This is a genomic window from Mucilaginibacter sabulilitoris, assembly GCF_034262375.1.
GTDB lineage: Bacteria > Bacteroidota > Bacteroidia > Sphingobacteriales > Sphingobacteriaceae > Mucilaginibacter > Mucilaginibacter sabulilitoris.
On sequence record NZ_CP139558.1, the window covers coordinates 4,820,111 to 4,840,176 of the forward strand.

At 41.8% G+C, this 20,066-nt stretch carries 22 protein-coding genes; 13 read left to right on the forward strand and 9 right to left on the reverse strand.

All coding sequences use genetic code 11. The annotated features are described in order from the left end of the window. Nucleotides 1-28: 28 nt before the first annotated feature. The 7 genes from SNE25_RS20610 to SNE25_RS20640 all read right to left on the reverse strand — a co-directional run bounded on the left by SNE25_RS20610 (nucleotide 29) and on the right by SNE25_RS20640 (nucleotide 4,910). Nucleotides 29-364: a DUF3817 domain-containing protein gene (locus SNE25_RS20610; protein ID WP_321560890.1), complete on the reverse strand. Its 336-nt coding sequence runs from the start codon at nucleotides 362-364 to the stop codon at nucleotides 29-31. Between the two features lie 76 nt (nucleotides 365-440). Then, nucleotides 441-902, reverse strand: coding sequence for a hypothetical protein (locus SNE25_RS20615; protein WP_321560891.1), 462 nt, complete (start codon nucleotides 900-902; stop codon nucleotides 441-443). Nucleotide 903: 1 nt separating this feature from the next. After that, nucleotides 904-1,959, reverse strand: coding sequence for a cytochrome-c peroxidase (locus SNE25_RS20620; protein WP_321560892.1), 1,056 nt, complete (start codon nucleotides 1,957-1,959; stop codon nucleotides 904-906). 88 nt (nucleotides 1,960-2,047) lie between these two features. After that, nucleotides 2,048-2,692 carry an SCO family protein gene (locus SNE25_RS20625; protein ID WP_321560893.1) on the reverse strand — a complete coding sequence of 215 codons (645 nt, stop codon included), beginning with the start codon at nucleotides 2,690-2,692 and terminating at the stop codon, nucleotides 2,048-2,050. Nucleotides 2,693-2,717: 25 nt separating this feature from the next. Beyond that, on the reverse strand, nucleotides 2,718-3,185 hold the full coding sequence (locus tag SNE25_RS20630; protein WP_321560894.1) for a hypothetical protein: 468 nt from the start codon (nucleotides 3,183-3,185) through the stop codon (nucleotides 2,718-2,720). A gap of 52 nt (nucleotides 3,186-3,237) precedes the next feature. Then, nucleotides 3,238-3,573: a DUF3817 domain-containing protein gene (locus tag SNE25_RS20635; RefSeq protein ID WP_321560895.1), complete on the reverse strand. Its 336-nt coding sequence runs from the start codon at nucleotides 3,571-3,573 to the stop codon at nucleotides 3,238-3,240. A gap of 218 nt (nucleotides 3,574-3,791) precedes the next feature. Then, nucleotides 3,792-4,910: a GlxA family transcriptional regulator gene (locus tag SNE25_RS20640; RefSeq protein WP_321560896.1), complete on the reverse strand. Its 1,119-nt coding sequence runs from the start codon at nucleotides 4,908-4,910 to the stop codon at nucleotides 3,792-3,794. Nucleotides 4,911-5,145: 235 nt separating this feature from the next. Between SNE25_RS20640 and SNE25_RS20645 the strand changes: the two genes are divergently transcribed. From SNE25_RS20645 to SNE25_RS20695, 11 genes are all read left to right on the forward strand, one after another. After that, a complete protein-coding gene (locus SNE25_RS20645; RefSeq protein ID WP_321560897.1) occupies nucleotides 5,146-5,733 on the forward strand; it encodes a TetR/AcrR family transcriptional regulator in 588 nt (195 codons plus the stop codon). Between the two features lie 185 nt (nucleotides 5,734-5,918). Beyond that, on the forward strand, nucleotides 5,919-6,455 hold the full coding sequence (locus SNE25_RS20650) for a DUF420 domain-containing protein (RefSeq protein WP_321560898.1): 537 nt from the start codon (nucleotides 5,919-5,921) through the stop codon (nucleotides 6,453-6,455). 86 nt (nucleotides 6,456-6,541) lie between these two features. After that, nucleotides 6,542-7,678 (forward strand): efflux RND transporter periplasmic adaptor subunit, encoded by a 1,137-nt coding sequence (locus SNE25_RS20655; protein ID WP_321560899.1) that lies wholly within the window; start codon nucleotides 6,542-6,544, stop codon nucleotides 7,676-7,678. 20 nt (nucleotides 7,679-7,698) lie between these two features. Next, nucleotides 7,699-10,875 carry an efflux RND transporter permease subunit gene (locus tag SNE25_RS20660; protein ID WP_321560900.1) on the forward strand — a complete coding sequence of 1,059 codons (3,177 nt, stop codon included), beginning with the start codon at nucleotides 7,699-7,701 and terminating at the stop codon, nucleotides 10,873-10,875. A gap of 27 nt (nucleotides 10,876-10,902) precedes the next feature. Next, nucleotides 10,903-12,315, forward strand: coding sequence for a TolC family protein (locus SNE25_RS20665; RefSeq protein WP_321560901.1), 1,413 nt, complete (start codon nucleotides 10,903-10,905; stop codon nucleotides 12,313-12,315). A 24-nt stretch (nucleotides 12,316-12,339) separates the two neighbouring features. Continuing rightward, nucleotides 12,340-13,014 carry a cytochrome c biogenesis protein CcsA gene (gene ccsA, locus SNE25_RS20670; RefSeq protein ID WP_321560902.1) on the forward strand — a complete coding sequence of 225 codons (675 nt, stop codon included), beginning with the start codon at nucleotides 12,340-12,342 and terminating at the stop codon, nucleotides 13,012-13,014. Between the two features lie 50 nt (nucleotides 13,015-13,064). Then, nucleotides 13,065-13,322, forward strand: a complete 258-nt coding sequence (locus SNE25_RS20675) for a CcmD family protein (protein WP_321560903.1) — start codon at nucleotides 13,065-13,067, stop codon at nucleotides 13,320-13,322. Beyond that, the gene (locus tag SNE25_RS20680) at nucleotides 13,319-13,891 is read left to right on the forward strand and encodes a biliverdin-producing heme oxygenase (protein ID WP_321560904.1); all 573 of its coding nucleotides are present in this window, start codon (nucleotides 13,319-13,321) and stop codon (nucleotides 13,889-13,891) included. The genes SNE25_RS20675 and SNE25_RS20680 overlap by 4 nt, the downstream gene beginning before the upstream one ends. Nucleotides 13,892-14,148: 257 nt before the next feature. Beyond that, nucleotides 14,149-14,910 carry a DJ-1/PfpI family protein gene (locus SNE25_RS20685; RefSeq protein ID WP_321560905.1) on the forward strand — a complete coding sequence of 254 codons (762 nt, stop codon included), beginning with the start codon at nucleotides 14,149-14,151 and terminating at the stop codon, nucleotides 14,908-14,910. A 186-nt stretch (nucleotides 14,911-15,096) separates the two neighbouring features. After that, nucleotides 15,097-16,122 (forward strand): NAD-dependent epimerase/dehydratase family protein, encoded by a 1,026-nt coding sequence (locus SNE25_RS20690; protein WP_321560906.1) that lies wholly within the window; start codon nucleotides 15,097-15,099, stop codon nucleotides 16,120-16,122. Beyond that, complete coding sequence (locus tag SNE25_RS20695; protein WP_321560907.1) at nucleotides 16,122-16,697, forward strand: Crp/Fnr family transcriptional regulator; 576 nt, start codon at nucleotides 16,122-16,124, stop codon at nucleotides 16,695-16,697. The genes SNE25_RS20690 and SNE25_RS20695 overlap by 1 nt, the downstream gene beginning before the upstream one ends. Nucleotides 16,698-16,777: 80 nt before the next feature. On the opposite strand, the gene SNE25_RS20700 is transcribed toward SNE25_RS20695, so the two are convergent. Together SNE25_RS20700 and SNE25_RS20705 are read right to left on the reverse strand one after the other, a co-directional pair. Next, nucleotides 16,778-17,338 carry a hypothetical protein gene (locus tag SNE25_RS20700; protein ID WP_321560908.1) on the reverse strand — a complete coding sequence of 187 codons (561 nt, stop codon included), beginning with the start codon at nucleotides 17,336-17,338 and terminating at the stop codon, nucleotides 16,778-16,780. A 27-nt stretch (nucleotides 17,339-17,365) separates the two neighbouring features. After that, complete coding sequence (locus tag SNE25_RS20705) at nucleotides 17,366-17,584, reverse strand: hypothetical protein (RefSeq protein WP_321560909.1); 219 nt, start codon at nucleotides 17,582-17,584, stop codon at nucleotides 17,366-17,368. A gap of 241 nt (nucleotides 17,585-17,825) precedes the next feature. Between SNE25_RS20705 and SNE25_RS20710 the strand changes: the two genes are divergently transcribed. Further along, a complete protein-coding gene (locus SNE25_RS20710) occupies nucleotides 17,826-18,890 on the forward strand; it encodes a GlxA family transcriptional regulator (RefSeq protein WP_321560910.1) in 1,065 nt (354 codons plus the stop codon). Nucleotides 18,891-18,987: 97 nt separating this feature from the next. Further along, nucleotides 18,988-19,965, forward strand: coding sequence for a type I glyceraldehyde-3-phosphate dehydrogenase (gap, locus tag SNE25_RS20715; RefSeq protein WP_321560911.1), 978 nt, complete (start codon nucleotides 18,988-18,990; stop codon nucleotides 19,963-19,965). The last annotated feature ends 101 nt before the right edge of the window (nucleotides 19,966-20,066 follow it).

The following is a 20,066-nucleotide window of genomic DNA, read 5'->3' on the forward strand; positions in this document are numbered from 1 at the left end:
GTAATTGTTAGTTGTTTAAGATATAGCGCTAATCATTCACCCTTTCAGGATCTGGTTCATCAGGCACATTTTTTAAAATAAACTTATCAATATAAAATGTCCCGAAAGGAATAACACAGGCGATCAGTACTTTCCAGGTTGTTTCCCGGAATTTCCATTGCTCCTCCACACCAACACTTAAAGTACTGATGATGAACCATAAAAATAGCAAGCCATGAACCGGTCCAATGGCGCGCACCAAAGCCGGATTTCCTGCGAAATACTTTAATGGAACGGCTACAAAGAGTAACAGTATGAGGGAGGTCCCTTCCACATAGCCTGCCAGTTTTAATCTTCCAAGCTGAGTTTTTAATAGGTTGATCATATTTTTTGAATAATAATTTTCGAGGGTATCATATCGAGGGTATCTGTCTAGCTGCTTTAATTGATCTATTGTCAACCTACATCCCCCGTACTAATGGCCGGCTGGCCAACGGAGAAAATGGCCATGGAATAGCAACAAATATGACTGCGAGAGCAAGTCCAAACCATCTCAGCATGGTGCTGTATTTATCATGATCAGACTTTATTCGCTTAGCTTTTGCTGAACCTATTGTGATCAGTACAACAGCAACCATCATCATAATCAGGTGAAAATAGCGGAAGAAGGTTTGTTCATTAAATACCTTGTTGGGGTTATCCATCATTTGATACATCACAACAGGACTTTGTACATACATAGCCATCCCGAGCAGCAATTGGATATGAGCAATGGTCGCTGTCCAGTGTCGCCACTGATTTGCTACTTCCGAAAACGCCAGTTTTTCGGTTTTCCCTTTATAGGAAATGAAAATTGAATATAACAGGCTGCCAAGGACCAGCCATCGCCAAAAGGAATGAAGAAAAAGAAGGGATGGATACATATCAGGGAGTTTGAAATCTTTTATCGTTTATAAATTCTTTATCAGTAAGTGTTTTTAAAAATGCCAGGATCCTATTTTGCTCTTTTAAATTAAGTACGATGCCTAATTTGCCATTTCGTTTCAGTTGAGGATCAAGATTTGGATTTGGTTCGACACCATGATCATAGTGCGCCAACACCTCATTCAGGGTAGCTAATCTGCCATCATGCATATAGGGGGCCGTAACCTCTACATTCCTTAAAGATGGTACCCTGAATTTGCCAAAATCTTTGGCAGTATGGGTTAAACTGTCTCTTCCTTTGTCCAGAGACCAAATATCGAGGCCATTGTTACGGTAGCTACGGTCAGTGAATAATGGTTCCCGATGGCAAGAACTGCATTTTTGTTTGAACAGCGCATATCCCTGCATCTCTTCCTCGCTGAAGTTTCCGCCCGGCTCTTTACGGACATACTTATCATATTTGGAATTAGAAGAAACCAACATGGCCATAAATTGGACAAGCGCATTTAAAATATATTTCGATTTGATTGTGCTGTCACCAAATGCTTCCCGAAACAACACCGGATAAAATTTTAATGTCTGTAGTCTTTTACTGATATGATCAAGGTCATTTGCCATTTCGCAGGGGTTGGAAATCGCATTATGAGAAGTAAGCTTAAACTGATCAATGCGTCCGTCCCACATAAATCCCTGCTGCCAGGCCAGGTTAAATAAGGCAGGTGCATTCCTTGTTCCCGTGCAACCTTTAACGCCACGGCTTACCGGGAGATTAAGATTTGCAAATGCGGCATAAGATTGGTGACATGTTCCACAGGATGTTGATTGATCCAGCGATAATTGCCGGTCATAAAAAAGAATTCGTCCAAGTTTAAATCCTGCCGGCGTAACTTTATTGCCTTTAAAATCATAAACTGGTTTCGGAAAATTACTTGGCACTGAAAACGCTGCCTTATCTTCGCGAACATTATAATCGATTTGGGTTGGTCGAAGATTATAGGCAAAATAGCAGATGATCAGGTTGATCAGTACAATGATAATTATCAACTTCTTTTTCATTAATAGCGCGGCAACACCAATCAAAGCAGGAACATAAATAGTCCGGTTGCAAATGAGCAGGCTGCAGATTTAAATTTTCTTCCTTTTATTATTGGTCTTGTTTCGTCTCTGCGAGCAATAGGTCCATGTCACTCATCAACTGCTCCACCTGTTCAGTTTTAGTTCCGTCATACGCACCTCTCACACGTTTTTGCTTATCAACCAGCACCAAATAACCTTGATGGACGTACCCTCCGGGGGCTTTGCTATCCTCGCCAACCGAAACGAGGTAGTTGTTTTTCGCAAGTCCATAGATGCTTTCTTTAGGTCCGCGGACAAATTGCCATTGGGAGCCGGTAACCCCTAATTTTGTAGCATAGCGTTTAAGAATTTGTGGAACATCATATTTATAATCAATGCTATGAGATAGCAGCATTACCTCGTTATTCCCTTTATATTTCTCATAAACCTTCATTAAATTACGGTGCATTACCGGGCAGATTGAAGGACAAGACGTAAAGAAGAAATCTGCAACATAAATCTTTCCATCGAACAGGTGATTAGAAATGATTACGCTGTCCTGATTGATAAAACTGAACGCGGGAATTGTTTGGTAAATAGTATCAACAGTGGGTTTTCCATCTATTATTCGTTTAATAGCTTGCCGATTACCATAAATGGGAAGTTTATTCGGTTTTTCCTTACAGGCCGTGATGGTTACAGCAATCATGAACAAATAAATTACTTTCTTCATATTAATTGGATTTTAAAGATTGACCTTACTTTTTAATTGTGGTAGGCGTATTTTTAACATGTAGCCTTGCAAATAAATTATTTGATGCAGTGATCGCTTGTTCAAAGTCGCTGCTCAACTTGTTTAATTTAACTGCCTCTTTTTTAAAGTAAGCGTTAGTTTCATCTGTAGAACTTCCTTTAAACTCAGGCTGGTAGTTATGCATCCAGTCTTCCATATCATTGTCAGCTTTTGTTAAATAATGCTGCACTTTAGTGATCTCCTTACGATCCATAATGGTATCACTTATTGGACGGCCGGAGGGTAGATTATTAAGCTTCAAAGTATCTAAGCGCATTTTGATTGACATGGCTTGTTCACTCGTGACCATAAGCGCGTCGTGTTTTTCGAGGATTTGCTGGCGTGGATCCTGGTTTGCCGATTGTTGTTTGCAAGCTACCATCAGAGCCAGCAGGCTAAATAATGCAAAGCGATATTTCATAAGTCTGTTCATGTTTTGTGTGTTGATTAAGTTTTTTGCTATCCAGGCGATAATCCTTTATTGTTCATTGATCATTTTGCACGTTATGATCCGGCCGGCTCTCTTTTTTGAGGATGTGCCTGTCGATATAAAGTATTCCCAATGGGATGACGCAGCTTAGTAAAACTTTCCAGGTCGTTTCACGGAACTTCCACCGATGTTCAATTGCTACGTTAAGCGTATTAAAGATGAACCACAGGGTAAAAATCACATGGAATGGTGAAATCGTCCATAGCATATTAGGTTGTCCTAAGAAATATTTAAGCGGTAGTGCAGCTCCAAGCAACAGAACCAAGGTAACTCCAGCCGCATATGCACTTACTCTTAAACGCCCTAATGCCGATTCAAAAATCATTTCCATAAAAAAGATCAATCTAATAACATACCACATAGTATGTTATAATTCAAATAGAATGATGTATTTACCTCATTTAGTATGATAAAACTGAGGTTAGATCACACCATTCCCAACGCTTTATTATTCCAGTAGTAGCATTTAGTTATGCTCATGATGGAACCCAACAATAATTAATGGCTACCTGAACCGGAATAACAATCCGGCTAATGAAGAATCATTCATTAGTCCGCATCACTATAATTTGAGGATTCCAGGATATACGGGTCATCTATTCCTGTATCACTCAGGGAAGTTCTGAAAGCCCGACGGTAATCGGATGGCGTAGTCATCAGTAGCCTTAAAAAGGTTCGCCTCATTGAACTTAGGCCGCCCAAGCCGCATAGCTCAGCTATATTTTCCAGTGAATTATCTGTGTCCTCCAATAATTTTCTTGCTTCCTCTACCCGGACCTTTTCAACAAACTTGGCCGGGGGGATACCAGTCTGCTTATGAAATACCCTTGTAAAATTTCGTGTACTCATGTTTAAGTGGTCTGCGATCCGGCGAACGTCCATATTCTCATGTAAATGCTCTTTAACCCAATTACGTAACTTAAGGCTAAGGCCTGAGCTGTCATAGGAAGAAAGCAAGCTTCCGAACTGGCTTTGATAACCAGGTCTGTACCGATAAACCACCAATTCCCTGGCCACCCTAATGGCAAGTTCCTTTCCAAAATCTTCCTCAACCATAGCCAAAGCCATATCTACTCCTGATGAGACACCGCCTGAAGTGTATATATGGCCATCTTTGGCATAAAATAGATTCGTATCAACATGTAGTTGCGGATAGTTTCGCTGCAGTTTTTCATTAAGGTTCCAGTGTGTGGTTACCTTGTGTTGGTTTATCAAACCTGCCTTTGCCAGCGCAAATGTACCCGCACATACTGACCCGATCCGTCGCGTATTTTTTTCTGTTCTTTTAGCAAGCCATGTATAAAATGGCTGGAATAAGTTAACAGGACTTTCGTGGAACTCATAATTGCATATGATGAGTGTGTCTATGCTTGACTTGATATCCATTGCGCTGGTATCGCATAGAATCTTTATACCTGCTCCGGTGGTAACTTTTTTATCTGCCGTGGGTGCAGCAATTTGAACTTCATACTCATCGTTCGACCCTGAATCTTTGAGAAATATGTTGGTAGTGGTAAATACATCAGAAGGACCCACAAAATCCATAAGCATACGACCTGTCATCGCAACGATTACGACCTTTTTTTTCTGCTTTGTATGATCGGATATTAAAACCTCATCTTTCATGACAACAAATTTACGAGTTGATTTAGTTGTCTCAAAGGACATAAATAGCGCACTTTAGGCCATTTTGAGTTTTTTATAATTATTCTTCATTCAAAGAAATATAAATAAATAAATATTTGATTATCAAATATTTAAAATCATAAACTAAATAATGTTGTGTCGAAAAACACCTCAGTTTGCTCCGTCGAAAACTTAACATTTAAAGATTCGCGACCACTTGGAATTAGAAATTCCAGCAAAACATAAATAACTTTGCCCCATACTAATCGGTATGGAAATGTCCAAAGCAGAGTTAACCAGGATTGAAATTCTTAGAAAAGCCTTTGACTTGATTTATCAAAAAGGGTATCAGGCGACGAGCATTGATGAAATACTGGCAACATTGCAGGTAACGAAAGGAGCATTTTATTACCATTTCAAAAGTAAGGAAGAAATGGGCATTGCGCTTATTTCGGATGTCATGCACAAGGAGCTTTGGCCTGCCGTAAAAAAATCTATCGGTACTACCAAAGATTTTAGAAAAAACCTTTATAAGATGCTGAAAGACCTTCTTATTGATCATCCTGTTCTGAATAGCGAATATGGTTGTCCTTCGGTAAACCTTATCCAGGAAATGGCACCGTTAAATGAACGTTTTCGTAAAACACTTAAAAAGAATTTAAGTGAATGGCAGAAACTTATCGAGGATGAAATCGTCAGGGCTCAGGGTGCAGGTCAATTAAGTGCAGATCATGATCCACGGAATATTGCCTTATATGTGATCACTTTATACCATGGTGCCCGGAACATGGGCAAAGTGCTTGGCAAGTCTTATTATGCTACTTTTTTGAAAGAGTATGACAAATATCTTCACTCGTTAAAATAACAGGCATATGCTAACATTTCTATCATGACCATTCAAATATCCTGTCCAAAAACATACTATGTGGTATGTTATTTTACTTTCTCTGATCACTTGACTATGCTATCCTTTGATAACTATTTTAAATACTTATCACTTGAACCGAATACGCTAATGAAACCGACTATTACCACCATATTTTTAAATTAATGCCACAAAGAAATTATAAACCGCTTATATGGGTGCTCACCATCGCTATCAATGGTTTGATAACGCTTGCCTTTTTCCTGCCTAAAATCTCTTCATTTAAGGGGCATGATTTTTCAAAGCTGCCGCTCCTTAACGCTATTTTAAACGGTTTAACCTTTCTTGCATTAATGATTGCGCTATACGCAATACGCCGGAAAAAAATACGCATGCACCGAACATTTGTATTTCTTGCGTTTTCTTTTACTTCGATTTTTCTGTTTTCCTATTTACTCTATCATTTTTCCACGCCATCAACCAGGTATGGCGGTGAAGGTTTACTTAGGGCTGCTTATTTTTTCATTTTAGTCACACATGTTTTTTTAGCTGCCCTGATTGTGCCACTTTCACTATTGACAATGGCATTCGGATTAAACAATCAGCTAATCCGGCATCGCAAAATTGCCCGATGGACCATGCCGATCTGGTTGTACGTCAGCGCTACCGGGGTAATTGTATACTTACTTATTTCGCCTTATTACCATCATTTAACAGGATAGCAATGCCATGGATTTCACATAGAAGCTATCGGTGAATTTGGTTCACTCTTTTTATCACACATTTCTAACATATCAAATCAATTTTTATGAAAAAGAATCTGTTACATGGAATGATAATTCCAGCTATTATATTTTCTTCCTGTACATCGGGGAATCAGCAGGCGCAGAACACGACTGCACCTGAAGTACCGGTGACCATCGTAAACCAGACCGATGCGGTGGTCTATAATGAATATCCGGCGAAATTGGAAGGCCAGACCGATGTGGAGATTCGTTCGCAGGTCAACGGCCTTCTGGAAAAAATATTCGTAGAAGAAGGAACATATGTCGAAAAAGGAACACCACTGTTCCAGATTGATGCACGCCCTTTCCAGGAAGCATATAACAACGCCCAAGCCGAATCATTAGCGGCGAAGGCAGACGTGGCAACGGCAAGAATTGAGGTGGAAAAGCTTACGGCACTTGTACAAAATAAAGTGGTCTCTACTTATCAATTGCAAACCGCGCAGGCAGCATATGATGCTGCGGCGGCGCGTGAAAGGCAAGCGCTAGCAAAAGCCGGAAATGCCAAAATCACACTGGGCTTCGCAACCATTAAAGCTCCGGTGAGCGGTTATATTGGTCGCCTCGGGAAGAAAACCGGCAGCCTGGTGGCTCCGTCGGACGCACAACCGTTATCTTACTTGTCTGATAACAGGGAAGTGCATGCTTACTTTTCTGTTGGTGAAGCTGATTTTGTCGCCTTTAAGGATGGTTTGAAGGGTACTTCTATTGCTGAGAAATTAAAAAACGCCTCAGCAGTGACCATGGTACTTTCCGGCGGTACAGCTTATCCGCAAACCGGTAAACTGGATATGGTGGATGCCGCATTCGATAAATCCACTGGTGCAATTACTCTACGGGCAACGTTTCCGAACAAAGACGGTTTGCTTCGTTCCGGGAACTCAGGCAGAATTAAACTGGGACTTAAACAGACTGACGTTATTGCAGTGCCACAGGCAACTACTTTTGAACTGCAGGACAAAACCTTTGCGTTTATAGTAGATCAAAGCAACCAGATCCGTCAAGTCGCCTTAACCATTTCGGGTTCAACTGATAATATGTATTACATCTCCGGCGGTCTGAAAACAGGTGACCGTTTGGTATTGAAAGGCCAGGAATCCCTCAAAGATGGCATGCCTGTTAAAGCTGAAATATCTAACGCAAAAATGGCCAGCAACTAACACCCTCAAATTATTACACCATGTTAAAAGTTTTTATCGATAAGCCGGTTATCGCCACGGTGGTCTCCATCATGCTGGTAATTCTCGGTGCGGTAGGCCTTATGGGGCTACCCATTCAACAATTCCCTGATATAGCTCCCCCTGTGGTACAGGTGTCAGCTAACTATCCCGGTGCAAATGCAGAAACGATGGTACGCGCGGTAGCGCCGCCATTGGAGGAAGCAATCAACGGGGTTGAAAATATGACCTATATGAGTTCCACCTCGAGCAACGATGGAACATTAACGATTTCAGTTTACTTTAAATTAGGAACTGATCCGGATCAGGCAGCGGTAAATGTACAGAACCGGGTATCATCGGCAACCGGGCTTTTACCGCCGGAGGTGGTTCAGGCAGGTATCACCACGCAAAAAGTCCAGAATTCGCTTATTATGGCCATTAACCTGATGAGTGATAGGCCTAAACTGTATGATGCAACTTATCTGACCAACTACGCACAAATCAATATCATTCCCGAACTTAAACGTATTCAAGGCGTTGGCCAGGTGACTTTTTATGGCAGCAACAAAGATTACTCCATGCGTATATGGCTTAATCCGGCACAAATGGCCGCTTACAACATTACTCCAACGGAGGTGATGGCAGCCGTCAAAAGCAAAAATCAGGAAGCAGCCCCCGGAAGATTTGGTGAGTCAAGCAACCGTTCTTTTGAGTATGTACTTAAGTATCCCGGAAAATATACTAAGCCGGAGGATTATGGAAATATGATCATCAGGGCGAATGCTGATGGCAGTATGTTAAAGCTCAAAGATGTTGCAAAGGTTGAACTGGGTAGCTATACTTACAGTTTGCTCAATACCGTAAACGACAAACAAAGTGTTCTTTTCCAAGTCATCCAATTGCCCGGCTCTAATTCAAGGGATATACAGACCAAGGTAGCTGAGTTTCTAAAAAAAGCGGAGAAGGATTTTCCACCCGGAATTAAACAGCAGATACTTTACAATACCAAGGATATGCTGGATCAATCCATTGACCAGGTGGAGCATACTTTAATTGAAGCCTTCATCCTCGTTTTTATTGTGGTTTATCTATTCCTGCAGGATTTTCGTTCCACATTGATTCCTGCGATAGCGGTACCTGTGGCCCTTATCGGTACTTTCTTTTTTATGTCTGTCTTTGGGTTTTCCATCAATCTGCTGACCTTATTTGCGCTTGTACTCGCCATCGGAATTGTGGTGGATGATGCTATCGTGGTCGTGGAAGCCGTACATTCCAAATTAGAGCATCGGAACATGACACCAAAGAAAGCCACGATGGCTGCCATGCATGAGATCACCGGAGCGATCATTTCCATCACACTGGTCATGGCTGCTGTATTTCTTCCGGCCGGTTTCATGAAAGGTTCAGCTGGTGTGTTTTACCGTCAGTTCGCGTTTACCCTTGCCATTGCTATTGCCATATCTGCCCTGAATGCGCTAACCCTTAGCCCGGCTTTATGTGCCTTATTATTGAAAGATGTGAATCATGATCACCGCGAAAAGCCAACAACTTTCAAACAGCGATTTTTCTTTGCTTTTAATAAAGGATTTGAGACCGTGACCGGTAAGTATGTCGGAGCTGTAAAAAAAATGATCCAGTTCAAATGGCTCAGTATGGGTGGACTGGTGTTGATTGTTCTGGTTACCGGATGGCTTATTCGACGGACGCCGACCGGCTTTATTCCATCCGAGGATTTAGGCTTTATCGCCATCTCGGTGAATCTTCCGCCAGGATCTTCTATGAACAGAACACAGGCATTTCTGGATGAAGCGGCTAACAAAGTAAGAGATATGAAAGCAAAATTTGCTTTCAATGAAGTAGCAGGTTTCAATGTATTGACCAGTTCAACGAGCCCATCTTCCGGTGTAGCGTTTTTCAGGATGAAAAAAGATGGTGAACGCGGTGATATGAATGATGTTGGGGCGAATATAGCTGAACTGCAAAAGCGCCTCAATACGATAAAGGGTGCCCAATGCTTCGTGTTTTCTTTTCCGACTGTACCAGGGTTCAGCAATGTAGATGCGCTTGATTTTGTGCTGGAGGATAAGGCAGGCGGAAAGCTGGATAAATTTGGTGGAATCGCAAACCGCTTTATTGCCGAATTGATGAAGCGCAAGGAAATCGCTGTTGCGTTCACGACATTTCGTGCTGATTACCCTCAATATGAAATGGTCCTGGATCATGAAAAGATCGAGCAGCTGGAGGTTGACGAAAAGGATGTACTAAGCACCATGCAGGCCTATTTCGGTAGTGCGCAGGTTTCCGATTTTAACCGTTTCGGTAAGTATTACCGGGTCATGGTGCAGGCGGAGCAGGAAGAACGTGCCGATCCAGCCTCTATGAATCAAATTTATGTAAAGAACAAGACGGGTGACATGGTACCTGTTAAAACGATGATCAGGTTAAGAAGAGTGTATGGCCCGGAAGCGATTACTCGTTACAACCTCTTTAATTCAATCGGTGTCAATGCGGTGCCAAAACCAGGCTATAGTACAGGAAGTGCTATCCAGGCCGTTCGCGAAGTAGCCGCAAGCCAGCTGCCCACAGGTTATTCATTCGAATTTTCCGGGATGACAAGGGAGGAAATTTCTTCCGGCGGCCAATCGGTGATCATTTTTGTTCTCTCTCTTTTATTCGTTTACTTCTTATTATGCGCCCAGTATAACAGCTATATTCTTCCACTGGCGGTAGTACTTTCCGTGCCGACCGGTATTATCGGAGTTTTTATAGCAATTGGGCTGACCGGCATCGATAATAATATTTATATCCAGGTAGCCCTTGTAATGCTGATCGGATTGCTGGCAAAAAATGCTATTCTAATCGTTGAATTTGCAGTGCAACGCAGACATGCCGGCCACACCCTGGTGGCATCGGCACTGGAAGCTGCCAAACTTCGGATTCGACCGATCATTATGACTTCCATTGCATTCGTGGCAGGTATTTCCCCCATGATGCGGGCTACCGGGCCATCTGCTATGGGTAATCATTCCATTAGCATCGGCGCGGCCGGGGGGATGTTAGGCGGAGTTGTCCTGGGTTTATTTATTATACCGGTTCTGTTTGTGGTTTTCCAGGCCCTGCATGAAAAAGTCTCAGGAAATAAAGTCCATTCGGAACCCGAGTCTAAACTGGTATTAGAAGCGGAAGCAGTCAATTAAAAAGCACTCAAATATTTAAAATATTCAATGAAAAACTATAATCGAATCATCTTTATTACCGGGTTGCTTTTTACGGTTGCAGGGTGCAAAATCTCTAAAGATGTACAGGCACCCAAACCGGAATTGCCGGTTACCTTTAATGGTGTGGCAGTGAAAGACACCATAGGTATAGCTGCGCTGCCATGGAAAAGCTTTTTCCATGACGAAGTATTACAGCGGCTGATCGATAGTGCCCTTGTAAAAAACTTTGACATGCGTATCGCGTTAAAAAACATAGAAGAAGCGCAGCAGGTTGTCAGACAATCCAAGTGGAACAATGTACCTACTGTGAACTTCAATGCGACGGCCAGCACCAGTATTCCTTCAAAATACAGTCTCAATGGTTTGACCGCCAGCCAGTTTTTAGGTTCCAATCATATAGAGGATTATGCTGCCGGAGCAAACCTTTCCTGGGAAGCTGATATCTGGGGAAGGATTCGTAATACCAATAAAGCGGCGCTTGCTGTTTATCTGCAAAGCAATGAAGCAAGGAAAACCTTGCAGACTGATCTTGTTGCCAACGTGTCCAAAGGTTATTTCAATCTCCTCATGCTGGACGAACAGCTTCGGGTCGCGCAGCGTAATATGGCCTTAAGTGACAGTACATTGCACATCGTAGGTGTGCAATACAATTTCGGGCAGGTTACCTCCCTCGCTGTTCAGCAAGCGCAGGCACAGCAGCTGACAGCGGCAGAACTTGTTCCGCAATTGGAACAGGAGATCGCATTACAGGAAAATGCACTGCAGATCCTTGCGGGCCAACTGCCGGGCACTGTCCAACGACACGCCATCCTTGATGAAATCAGGTTCCCTATAGAACTTTCAACAGGCATTCCCTCGGTTATGGTCCGTCAAAGACCGGATGTCAAAAGCCGTGAGTTAGACTTAATCATCGCTAACGCGAAAGTAAGTATCAATAAGGCTCAAATGTATCCTGAACTTCGGATTACGGCCAGCGGAGGTGTCAATGCGCTGAAAGCCAGCGACTGGTTCAATATTCCCGGCTCACTCTTTGGCATAGTCGGCGCGAGTGTCCTTCAGCCATTGCTGCAGCATAAGGAATTAAGTACCCAGTATAAATTAGCCGGTATCGAGCGGGAGAAAACCGTTATACTTTTTCGGCAAACCGTATTAAAAGCAGTTGGTGAGGTATCAGACGCGATGGTAAAGATCGAGAAATTAAAAGATCAGGACCTTATCGTAGCTAAACGGGTTGAAACACTTCAGCAGGCGACTGCAAATGCCCATTCACTTTTCAAAAACGGCATGGCGAACTACCTGGAGGTAATCACAGCACAAGGAAACGTGCTGCAAAGCGAGCTTGAATTAGCATCCGTAAAACGGCAGGAACTATCCGCAATTGCTGATCTGTACCGCAGCCTGGGTGGCGGGACTAATTGATTGAAGATTACTTATAAAGTGAATATGAAAATGATTTATCATTCGTGGTGGAAGGCGATGGCGCTGTTGCTGGTGTTTTCCTCAATTTTTACAGGTTTGCTGCTGCCGGTGCCGCGTCTGGCCATATTACATGAAACCATACGCAATTTATATTTCCATGTCCCCATGTGGATGGGCATGCTAACTGTTTTTATCATATCGGTTATCTGTAGCATCAATTATTTGCGAACCGGTAAACAGGAATATGACCTGGCTTCTACTGAATGTGTAAAAACGGGCTTGTTTTTCTATGTGATGGGATTGATCACCGGAATGATTTGGGCGAAGTTTACCTGGGGTGATTATTGGAGTAATGATCCTAAGCAAAACAGCGCAGCGATCGGTTGTCTGCTTTATTGCGCCTATCTGATCCTTAGAAATTCCATTGAGGAAGAACAGAAACGCGGGAAGATAGCAGCCATTTATAACATTTTCGCATTTCCAATAATGGTGGTTTTAATATTTATTCTACCACGAATGACTGATTCGCTGCATCCGGGCAGCGGGGGGAATCCCGCTTTTGGGAAATATGATCTGGACAATGGCATGAAGGTCGCGTTTTACCCGGCCATGTTGGGATGGAGTTTGGTCGCCGTCTGGATCGCTACCCTCCGTTACCGGATGCAGCTGATCGATTATAACCAAAATCAAATTTCTTAATAATTGGCAGGCCTGCGATGTTAACGCTATAGGCCATTTTACGAATAACCATGAAAAAAATCACTACCCTGTTCTTATTGCTTTTGAGTGCGATTACCGCCTTTGGACAGAGCAGACAAGAGATCGATATGGCAGATGCCATGCGAAAAAATGGTAAAATATGGGTCGTTGTAGCAACTATAGCCATATCGTTTGCCGGCCTGGCCATATATCTGATACGGATTGACAGGAAGCTGAAGCGTATGGAAAGGGTACAAAACGATAATGAACAGCATAAATCAATTAACTATAAAATCAAAGTCTTATGATACAAGATGAATTAAGAAAACAAACAACCTCAGCGCATCAGCAATTAGAAAAACTGGTAGTCGCCCGGTTAAAAGCTATTCGCAGCAACCAGGATTACGCCAATCTTCTGAAAATATTTTATGCCTATTTTAATCGCCTGGAGGAAGCGATCAAGCCATACATTTCCGCTGAAGTTCTGCCAGACTATGCAGATCGGAGAAACGCGGTCAGCCTTGCCAATGATATTGTTTCCCTTGGATCAGCAATAACAAAGTTGCCGAAGGTGACTATCCCTGTAATTGACAGCACGATTAAAGCCCTCGGTGCATTATATGTAATGGAAGGTTCTGTAATGGGTGGTACAATTATTATCCAGATGCTCGCGAAGCACGGGGTTACAGAAGGTGTTTCATTTTTTAGTGGGTATGGTTCGGAAACCGGTGCTAAATGGGCATCCTTTGCATCAGTACTCGACCGTTATATTCATGAGGATTTCGGGCAGGAAGCTATTGAGTCGGCAAACCAAACTTTCTCAAATTTTGCAAATGTTTTCCTGCAATACGAAAACAGGAACTTACAACTAGGATAGTCCCATCTTTCCTCACCCTCAAATTGGTAAATTAATGGAATTGTTAATCCTAAAACGAACATAAAACCTATGACCAGACTAACTTATCGGGTTGAGGAATTAAGTGCAACCAGTGGTTCTATCATTTTTGAATGGAAAAAGATTCATCTGTCTATTCCCGTTTACACTATCAAATATCGACCTTAAAATGGACATAGACTAAAATACCCAGCACTTCCATTATCTAATTAACATTACTGATTTAAATTTAGAATACAATGAAAACAAAAGTAAGCTTAGATGAAAACTCCAAATCTAGAAGAACTTTTTTAACAAATATGACAGCAGCCATTACAGCAATTTCGCTATCTCCAATTTCGTCCTTTTCCCAATCTTTAAATTTGCCAAATAGAAACGCACAGAATGGAAAGTTGACGCTAGGGATGGTAGTTTTCGAGGGATTCGAGTTACTAGACGCTTTCGGACCACTTCAAATGTTCGGTATCCTACGGGATAAAGTATCGATTGTCATTATTGGAGAAAAAGGAGAAACCGTTAAAAGCAATGCCGGGCCTGTATTGAAACTAGATTATACTTTTTCAACCGCGCCTAAGATTGATATCGTAATGATTCCAGGGGGTATAGGAACACGGCGTGAGGTTAACAACGAAGCATTTTTAACTGCTTTTAAAGCACTTGCTGATGCAGCACCTAAAGTAGCAACTATTTGTACAGGTTCGGCAGTTCTTGCAAAAACCGGACTTTTAGACGGTCATAAAGCAACAACAAACAAACTTGCTTATGCTTGGGCGACCAGCCAGAGCGATAAAGTCGGTTGGATTCCAGAAGCAAGATGGGTAGAAGATGGCAAGTTCTTCACATCATCAGGGATATCAGCGGGCATTGATATGGCGCTCGGGCTTATTGCAAATATGTTTGGGAAAGACACCGCAGTTAGGGTCGCGAACGTAGCTGAATACGTATGGAATGATGATCCGCTTAACGATCCGTTCGCAAAAATGAATGGACTTATTAAATAAAAAACGTCAGCATTTTTTTCCCCTAGATAGTTTCTTATAGATTCTGCATTAAAGAAATTGAGCTTTTTCGCCGAATTCACTGATGACTTTGACGTAGCCTTTAAGCTGGTCATTGATACTGAATTTCTTACCAAATGGTAATGGTTAAATGCCTGGCACTCCTGAACTTTGAGCAAATTAAAAGTTATGAATAACAGAAAAGTTTTGCTTACCGGGGTGACAGGTTTTTTAGGCTCACACACGGCGATACAGCTATTAAATAAGGGGTACGAAGTAATTGGAACAGTACGGGCTAAGAATAGAATCAATTCTATCAGAAATGTGATTGCTGCCCATACCGACCAGAACCATAAACTCAGTTTTGTAGTAGCTGACTTAAGCGACAAGGAAATTTGGACAGAACTAACCCAAGGCGTGGAATTTGTACAGCATGTCGCGTCTCCATTTCCAAGGGAATTGCCTAAACATGAAGATGAGTTGATCGTTCCTGCTAAAAACGGAACATTAAATATTTTAAACGCCGCGGCAGCAAACAACGTCAAACGCGTGGTGATGACTTCATCGCTGGCAGCGATAGCATATGGGAAATCTAAAGAGGAATTTGATAAAGTATTTAATGAAAATGACTGGACGGATATAAACCAAAAAAAAGATATTACACCTTATTTAAAGAGTAAAACTATTGCTGAAAAAGCCGCCTGGGATATTATCCGAGATACCCCATCTACTTTAGAATTGGTAACCGTATGCCCCGGTGCTATACTCGGGCCTGTGATTGAGCAAGATTTTGGCACCTCCGCGAATATTGTCATTTCCTTATTAAATGGCAGTTATCCAGCAATACCGAAAATTGGGTTTGACATTGTTGATGTACGTTCCGTCGCTGATTTGCTGATCAGGGCAATGGAAATACCAAAAGCAGCTGGCAACAGGTATATCGCCGCATCAGAATATTTGACAATGAAAGAAGTTTCCGGCATATTAAAAGAGCACTATCCCGAACGAAAAATACCTACTGCAGAATTTCCTAATTTTGTAACCAGAGTGATTGCTATGTTTCGGCCTGAGCTAGAACCCGTATTGCTCGAAATGAAAAGGAGAAAAACAGATATAAGCAAGGCCATAAATGAACTGCAATGGCAGCCTATATCCGCGAGGGAAGCGGTAGTCGCCTGCGCAGAAAGCGTTTTAGAACATAAAATAGTGATCTAATGGAAAATTTAAAGTCAGCTTTAGCCTTTGGAGGCATTTTGGCCCGTGAGGACATAGATGCACTATCTTTAAATTTCAGGTATCGTAAAGTAAAAGCCGGCGAGTATGTACAGGAGCTTCACGAAGTAGCCTGTGATATCATCTTCATCAATAATGGCATTTTAAGAATTTTGGGTATAGATGCAGATGGGAACGACGTCACAAAGCATTTTGTGCGTGAAAATCAGTTTTTTGCTAATTTGGAAAGTTACTACACCAAACTGCCAGCCACTGAAGCCATACAATCGGTAATAGCCAGCGAGATTTATACCATTACCTTAATAACGTTCGAAAGACACCTCAAGGAAATTCCCAATTTGTTCATATTCTTCAAAAGCGTTAGCGAAGCTACGTTGCTAAACAAAATTAAAGACAACGACTTTTTGAATTTTGGTGATGCAAAAACGAAATACCTGGAATTAATGAAACGCTACCCCGTGCTAGTGCAGCAGGTTCCCCAGCAGTACATTGCATCTTATTTGAAAATTACCCCGCAGTCGTTGAGCCGTATCAGGAAAGAATTATCCCATAATTAAATATTTGCTCCTTAGAAATTACGGGCGGCATGCTTAATCATTGCCTTTAATTTCAATTTTTTAGATTTATGGGGGTTAGGCTAATAAATTGTCTTTATGATCCTTTCAGTTCCCACTAGCAAATCCTCTATTTCAGAAGCGCTGGGCGCCTTTTTTGTGTTTTTAACACAAAGATCGCGCAGGTCTATAAGGTATTGAATTTGCCTTCCTGTTCCAAAATCATATACCTCAGCTTTTTGTAATAATTCATTATAATCCTTCAATACCGGGTTTTTCTTAGGCAACTTAAGATCATACTTGGCCCGAAGGGTTTCAAAGTGCTGTTGAATAATAGCGCTGCAAACACCACCGGCAGAACGGGCGAGTCCGTTTTTGGCAAGTTCATTTGCCGCGACAAGCATCTTATCAAGCAAATCAGCTTGTAATATTTCGCTTATTTCCGTTATTGTACTTTCCAGGCGAACAGTTACCGAATCGAAAATATTGAGCTGTTGCTGAACTAAAGGAATTACATCGACTGGCCCGACAATTACTTTTTTATCAAATCCGGATGTAACAAACGTATTTCTAAGATAATCCTCTATGGTATAATTTTCCTTTTTTATTTCCTTACGGGTCTTAGGTACTTCATACAGTGCCATAAAATCATTAAGCCGAAGCGGTAGAAATCACCTGATGACGATTTGGGCTTCTGAATACCAGGCCTGATAGGTATTACTAAAAATGGGCAATGATTTTTTGAAAGTCTCAAAATCCTTTTTCAAGTTATTTGTAAAATGAGCTTCCATTTGCTCAGGATAAACTTCAACCTGAATGGCATTAACAAGATTCACTCCCTGATTACGAAGTCTTTTAATATCGATAGCAAGTTGTTCCGTTTGTTTCATAGGCAGCTAATTTAGCGAGGTATATAATCAACACCAATGAAATTTTATCGTTTGAATGCTATTAGAGAGATTACTGCTGTAAATCAAGAGCATATTTTTTCCAAAAATGTCATGAAGATATTTTCGTACTGAAACGCTGGATCAATATTTCAAATCCATACCTCATGAAAATTACACAAATGGCCTAAACTGTATAATTTATGTCCTTTGAGACAGCCGCAATAAGTACTAAGTTTGAGTTATGAATCAAGACATTGCATATCCAGGCAAAAAGCGTGTCATCATTATAGCCATGACGGGCAACATGTTACTTAATTTTTCGGGTCCGACGGACGTATTTATCACCGCTGATACATATTTGCAAAATTGTGGTATTAGTAATGGTTATGATGTTAAAGTAGTTGCCCCCACTTCAAACAAAAAAGTAGATACAGCTGCCGGGGTTAGCATTAATTGTGAAAGCTGGATAGCAGATATTCAAGGGTGTATTGACACCCTGATCATAGCAGGAAATGATTCCAGAGAGGCAAGCCAGATGGGCCTGATTGAGTTTTATAATTGGTTATCTACCAGAAATGAACAAAATACCCGCCGTATTGCTTCAATTTGTGGCGGTGCATTTGTTTTGGCAAAAGCCGGGATATTACATGGCCGCAAAGCAACTACACATTGGCAGTCGAGCGAACGGCTGAGCAAAACCTATCCGGATGTTGAAGTTAATTCCAATCCATTTTTTACCAGAGATGGCTATGTTTACACTTCGGCTGGTGTTTCGTCTGGAATTGATTTGTCGTTGGCCATGGTTGAAGAGGATTATAATAAAGACATTGCTACCCATGTAGCTCGAAAATTGGTTTATTATTTAAGCAGGCCGGGTTTCCAGGCACAATTTGGCAACCTGCTGCCGGTTTATGAAAGCGATAACATCGGCCAAAAAACACAAAACTGGGTTAACGAACATTTACATGAAAAATTAGATGTCAACCTGATTGCCGACCATATGAATATGAGCACCCGGAATTTCACGCGCGTGTTTCATCGCGAAACAGGGATGCCGCCAGCTAAATTTGTCGAGAAAATGCGGGTTGAAGCTGCCCGCAAATATTTGGAGGATACGGATACTTCGCTGGAAAGATTAGCTGAATTATGCGGCCTCGGTGGCCTGGTATCCATGCGTCGAACATTTTTGAGGCATTTGAATACCACACCGTCGGACTATCGCCGGGCGTTTAAAACTTCACTTAAAGATTCCGGAAAAGCTGTGTTGCTTACTCCGGATGTTGCAAATCTCGCTGATACACGATAGGTAATTTTAATGAATCAAATTAAACGCTGATACTTAGAACGAAGCGTATCAGATAACTCATCCCTTTACTTTTTAATAAAACATAAAAATAAACAACATGAAAATTGCAATAAATGGATTTGGCCGAATTGGCAGAATGGCCTTGCGTGCTTTACAGGATAAAACGAACATAGAAGTTGTCGCGATAAACGATTTGACCGATATAGATACATTGGTGCATTTGCTTAAATATGATACAGCCCACAGCCGCTTTCCCGGCGAGGTGAGCGCTGATGGAGAAAGCCTGGTTGTTAACGGAAAACGAATTAAACTATTGAGTGAAAGAGATCCTGAAAAACTGCCTTGGGGTGAGTTAGGGGTTGAGCGGGTGATTGAGTCGACCGGAAGATTCACCGATAAAAAAGCTGCCGAAGCTCACATCCGTGCAGGGGCCAAAAAAGTATTGATCACGGCACCTGCTACAGGCGGCATCAAAACCGTTGTACATGGTGTTAACAATGAATTAATTAGTGATGACGAGATTTACTCTACAGCCTCATGTACCACAGGCAGTATCGCACCGGTGCTGCATATATTAGAAAAAGAATACGGAATAGAATCGGGCTATATGGTTACGGTTCACGCTTTTACCGCTGATCAAAATTTACAGGATGCGCCGCACAAAGATCTTCGCCGGGCTCGTGCTGCAGCTTACAATATTATCCCCACAACTACCGGTGCGGCAAAAGCCATAGGCGATGTTTTACCGAACCTAAAAGGTAAGCTGGACGGTTACTCATACCGCGTTCCGGTAATTGACGGTTCAATTGTCGATCTGTCGATCAACCTGAAACAAGAGGTATCAGTTGCTGAACTCAATGAGGTATTAAAGCGCTATGCAGACACCACATTAAAAGGAATCATGCAATATACTGAGGAGGCTTTTGTATCGTCCGATATTTTGGGTAACACACACTCATCAATTGTAGATGGCACTATGACCAAAGCTATCGGCAAATTGGTTAAAGTGGTAGCCTGGTATGATAACGAAGTTGGCATATCTAACCGGATCTCTGAACTGATCAGCGCAATATAAAACTATCTTAAAATAACAAAAGAGCCGCAGTCGATTTCGTTGCGGCTCTTTTATTAATCATAGCTTAACAGCTATTTTTTTAGGATCATAGTTTCTTGATC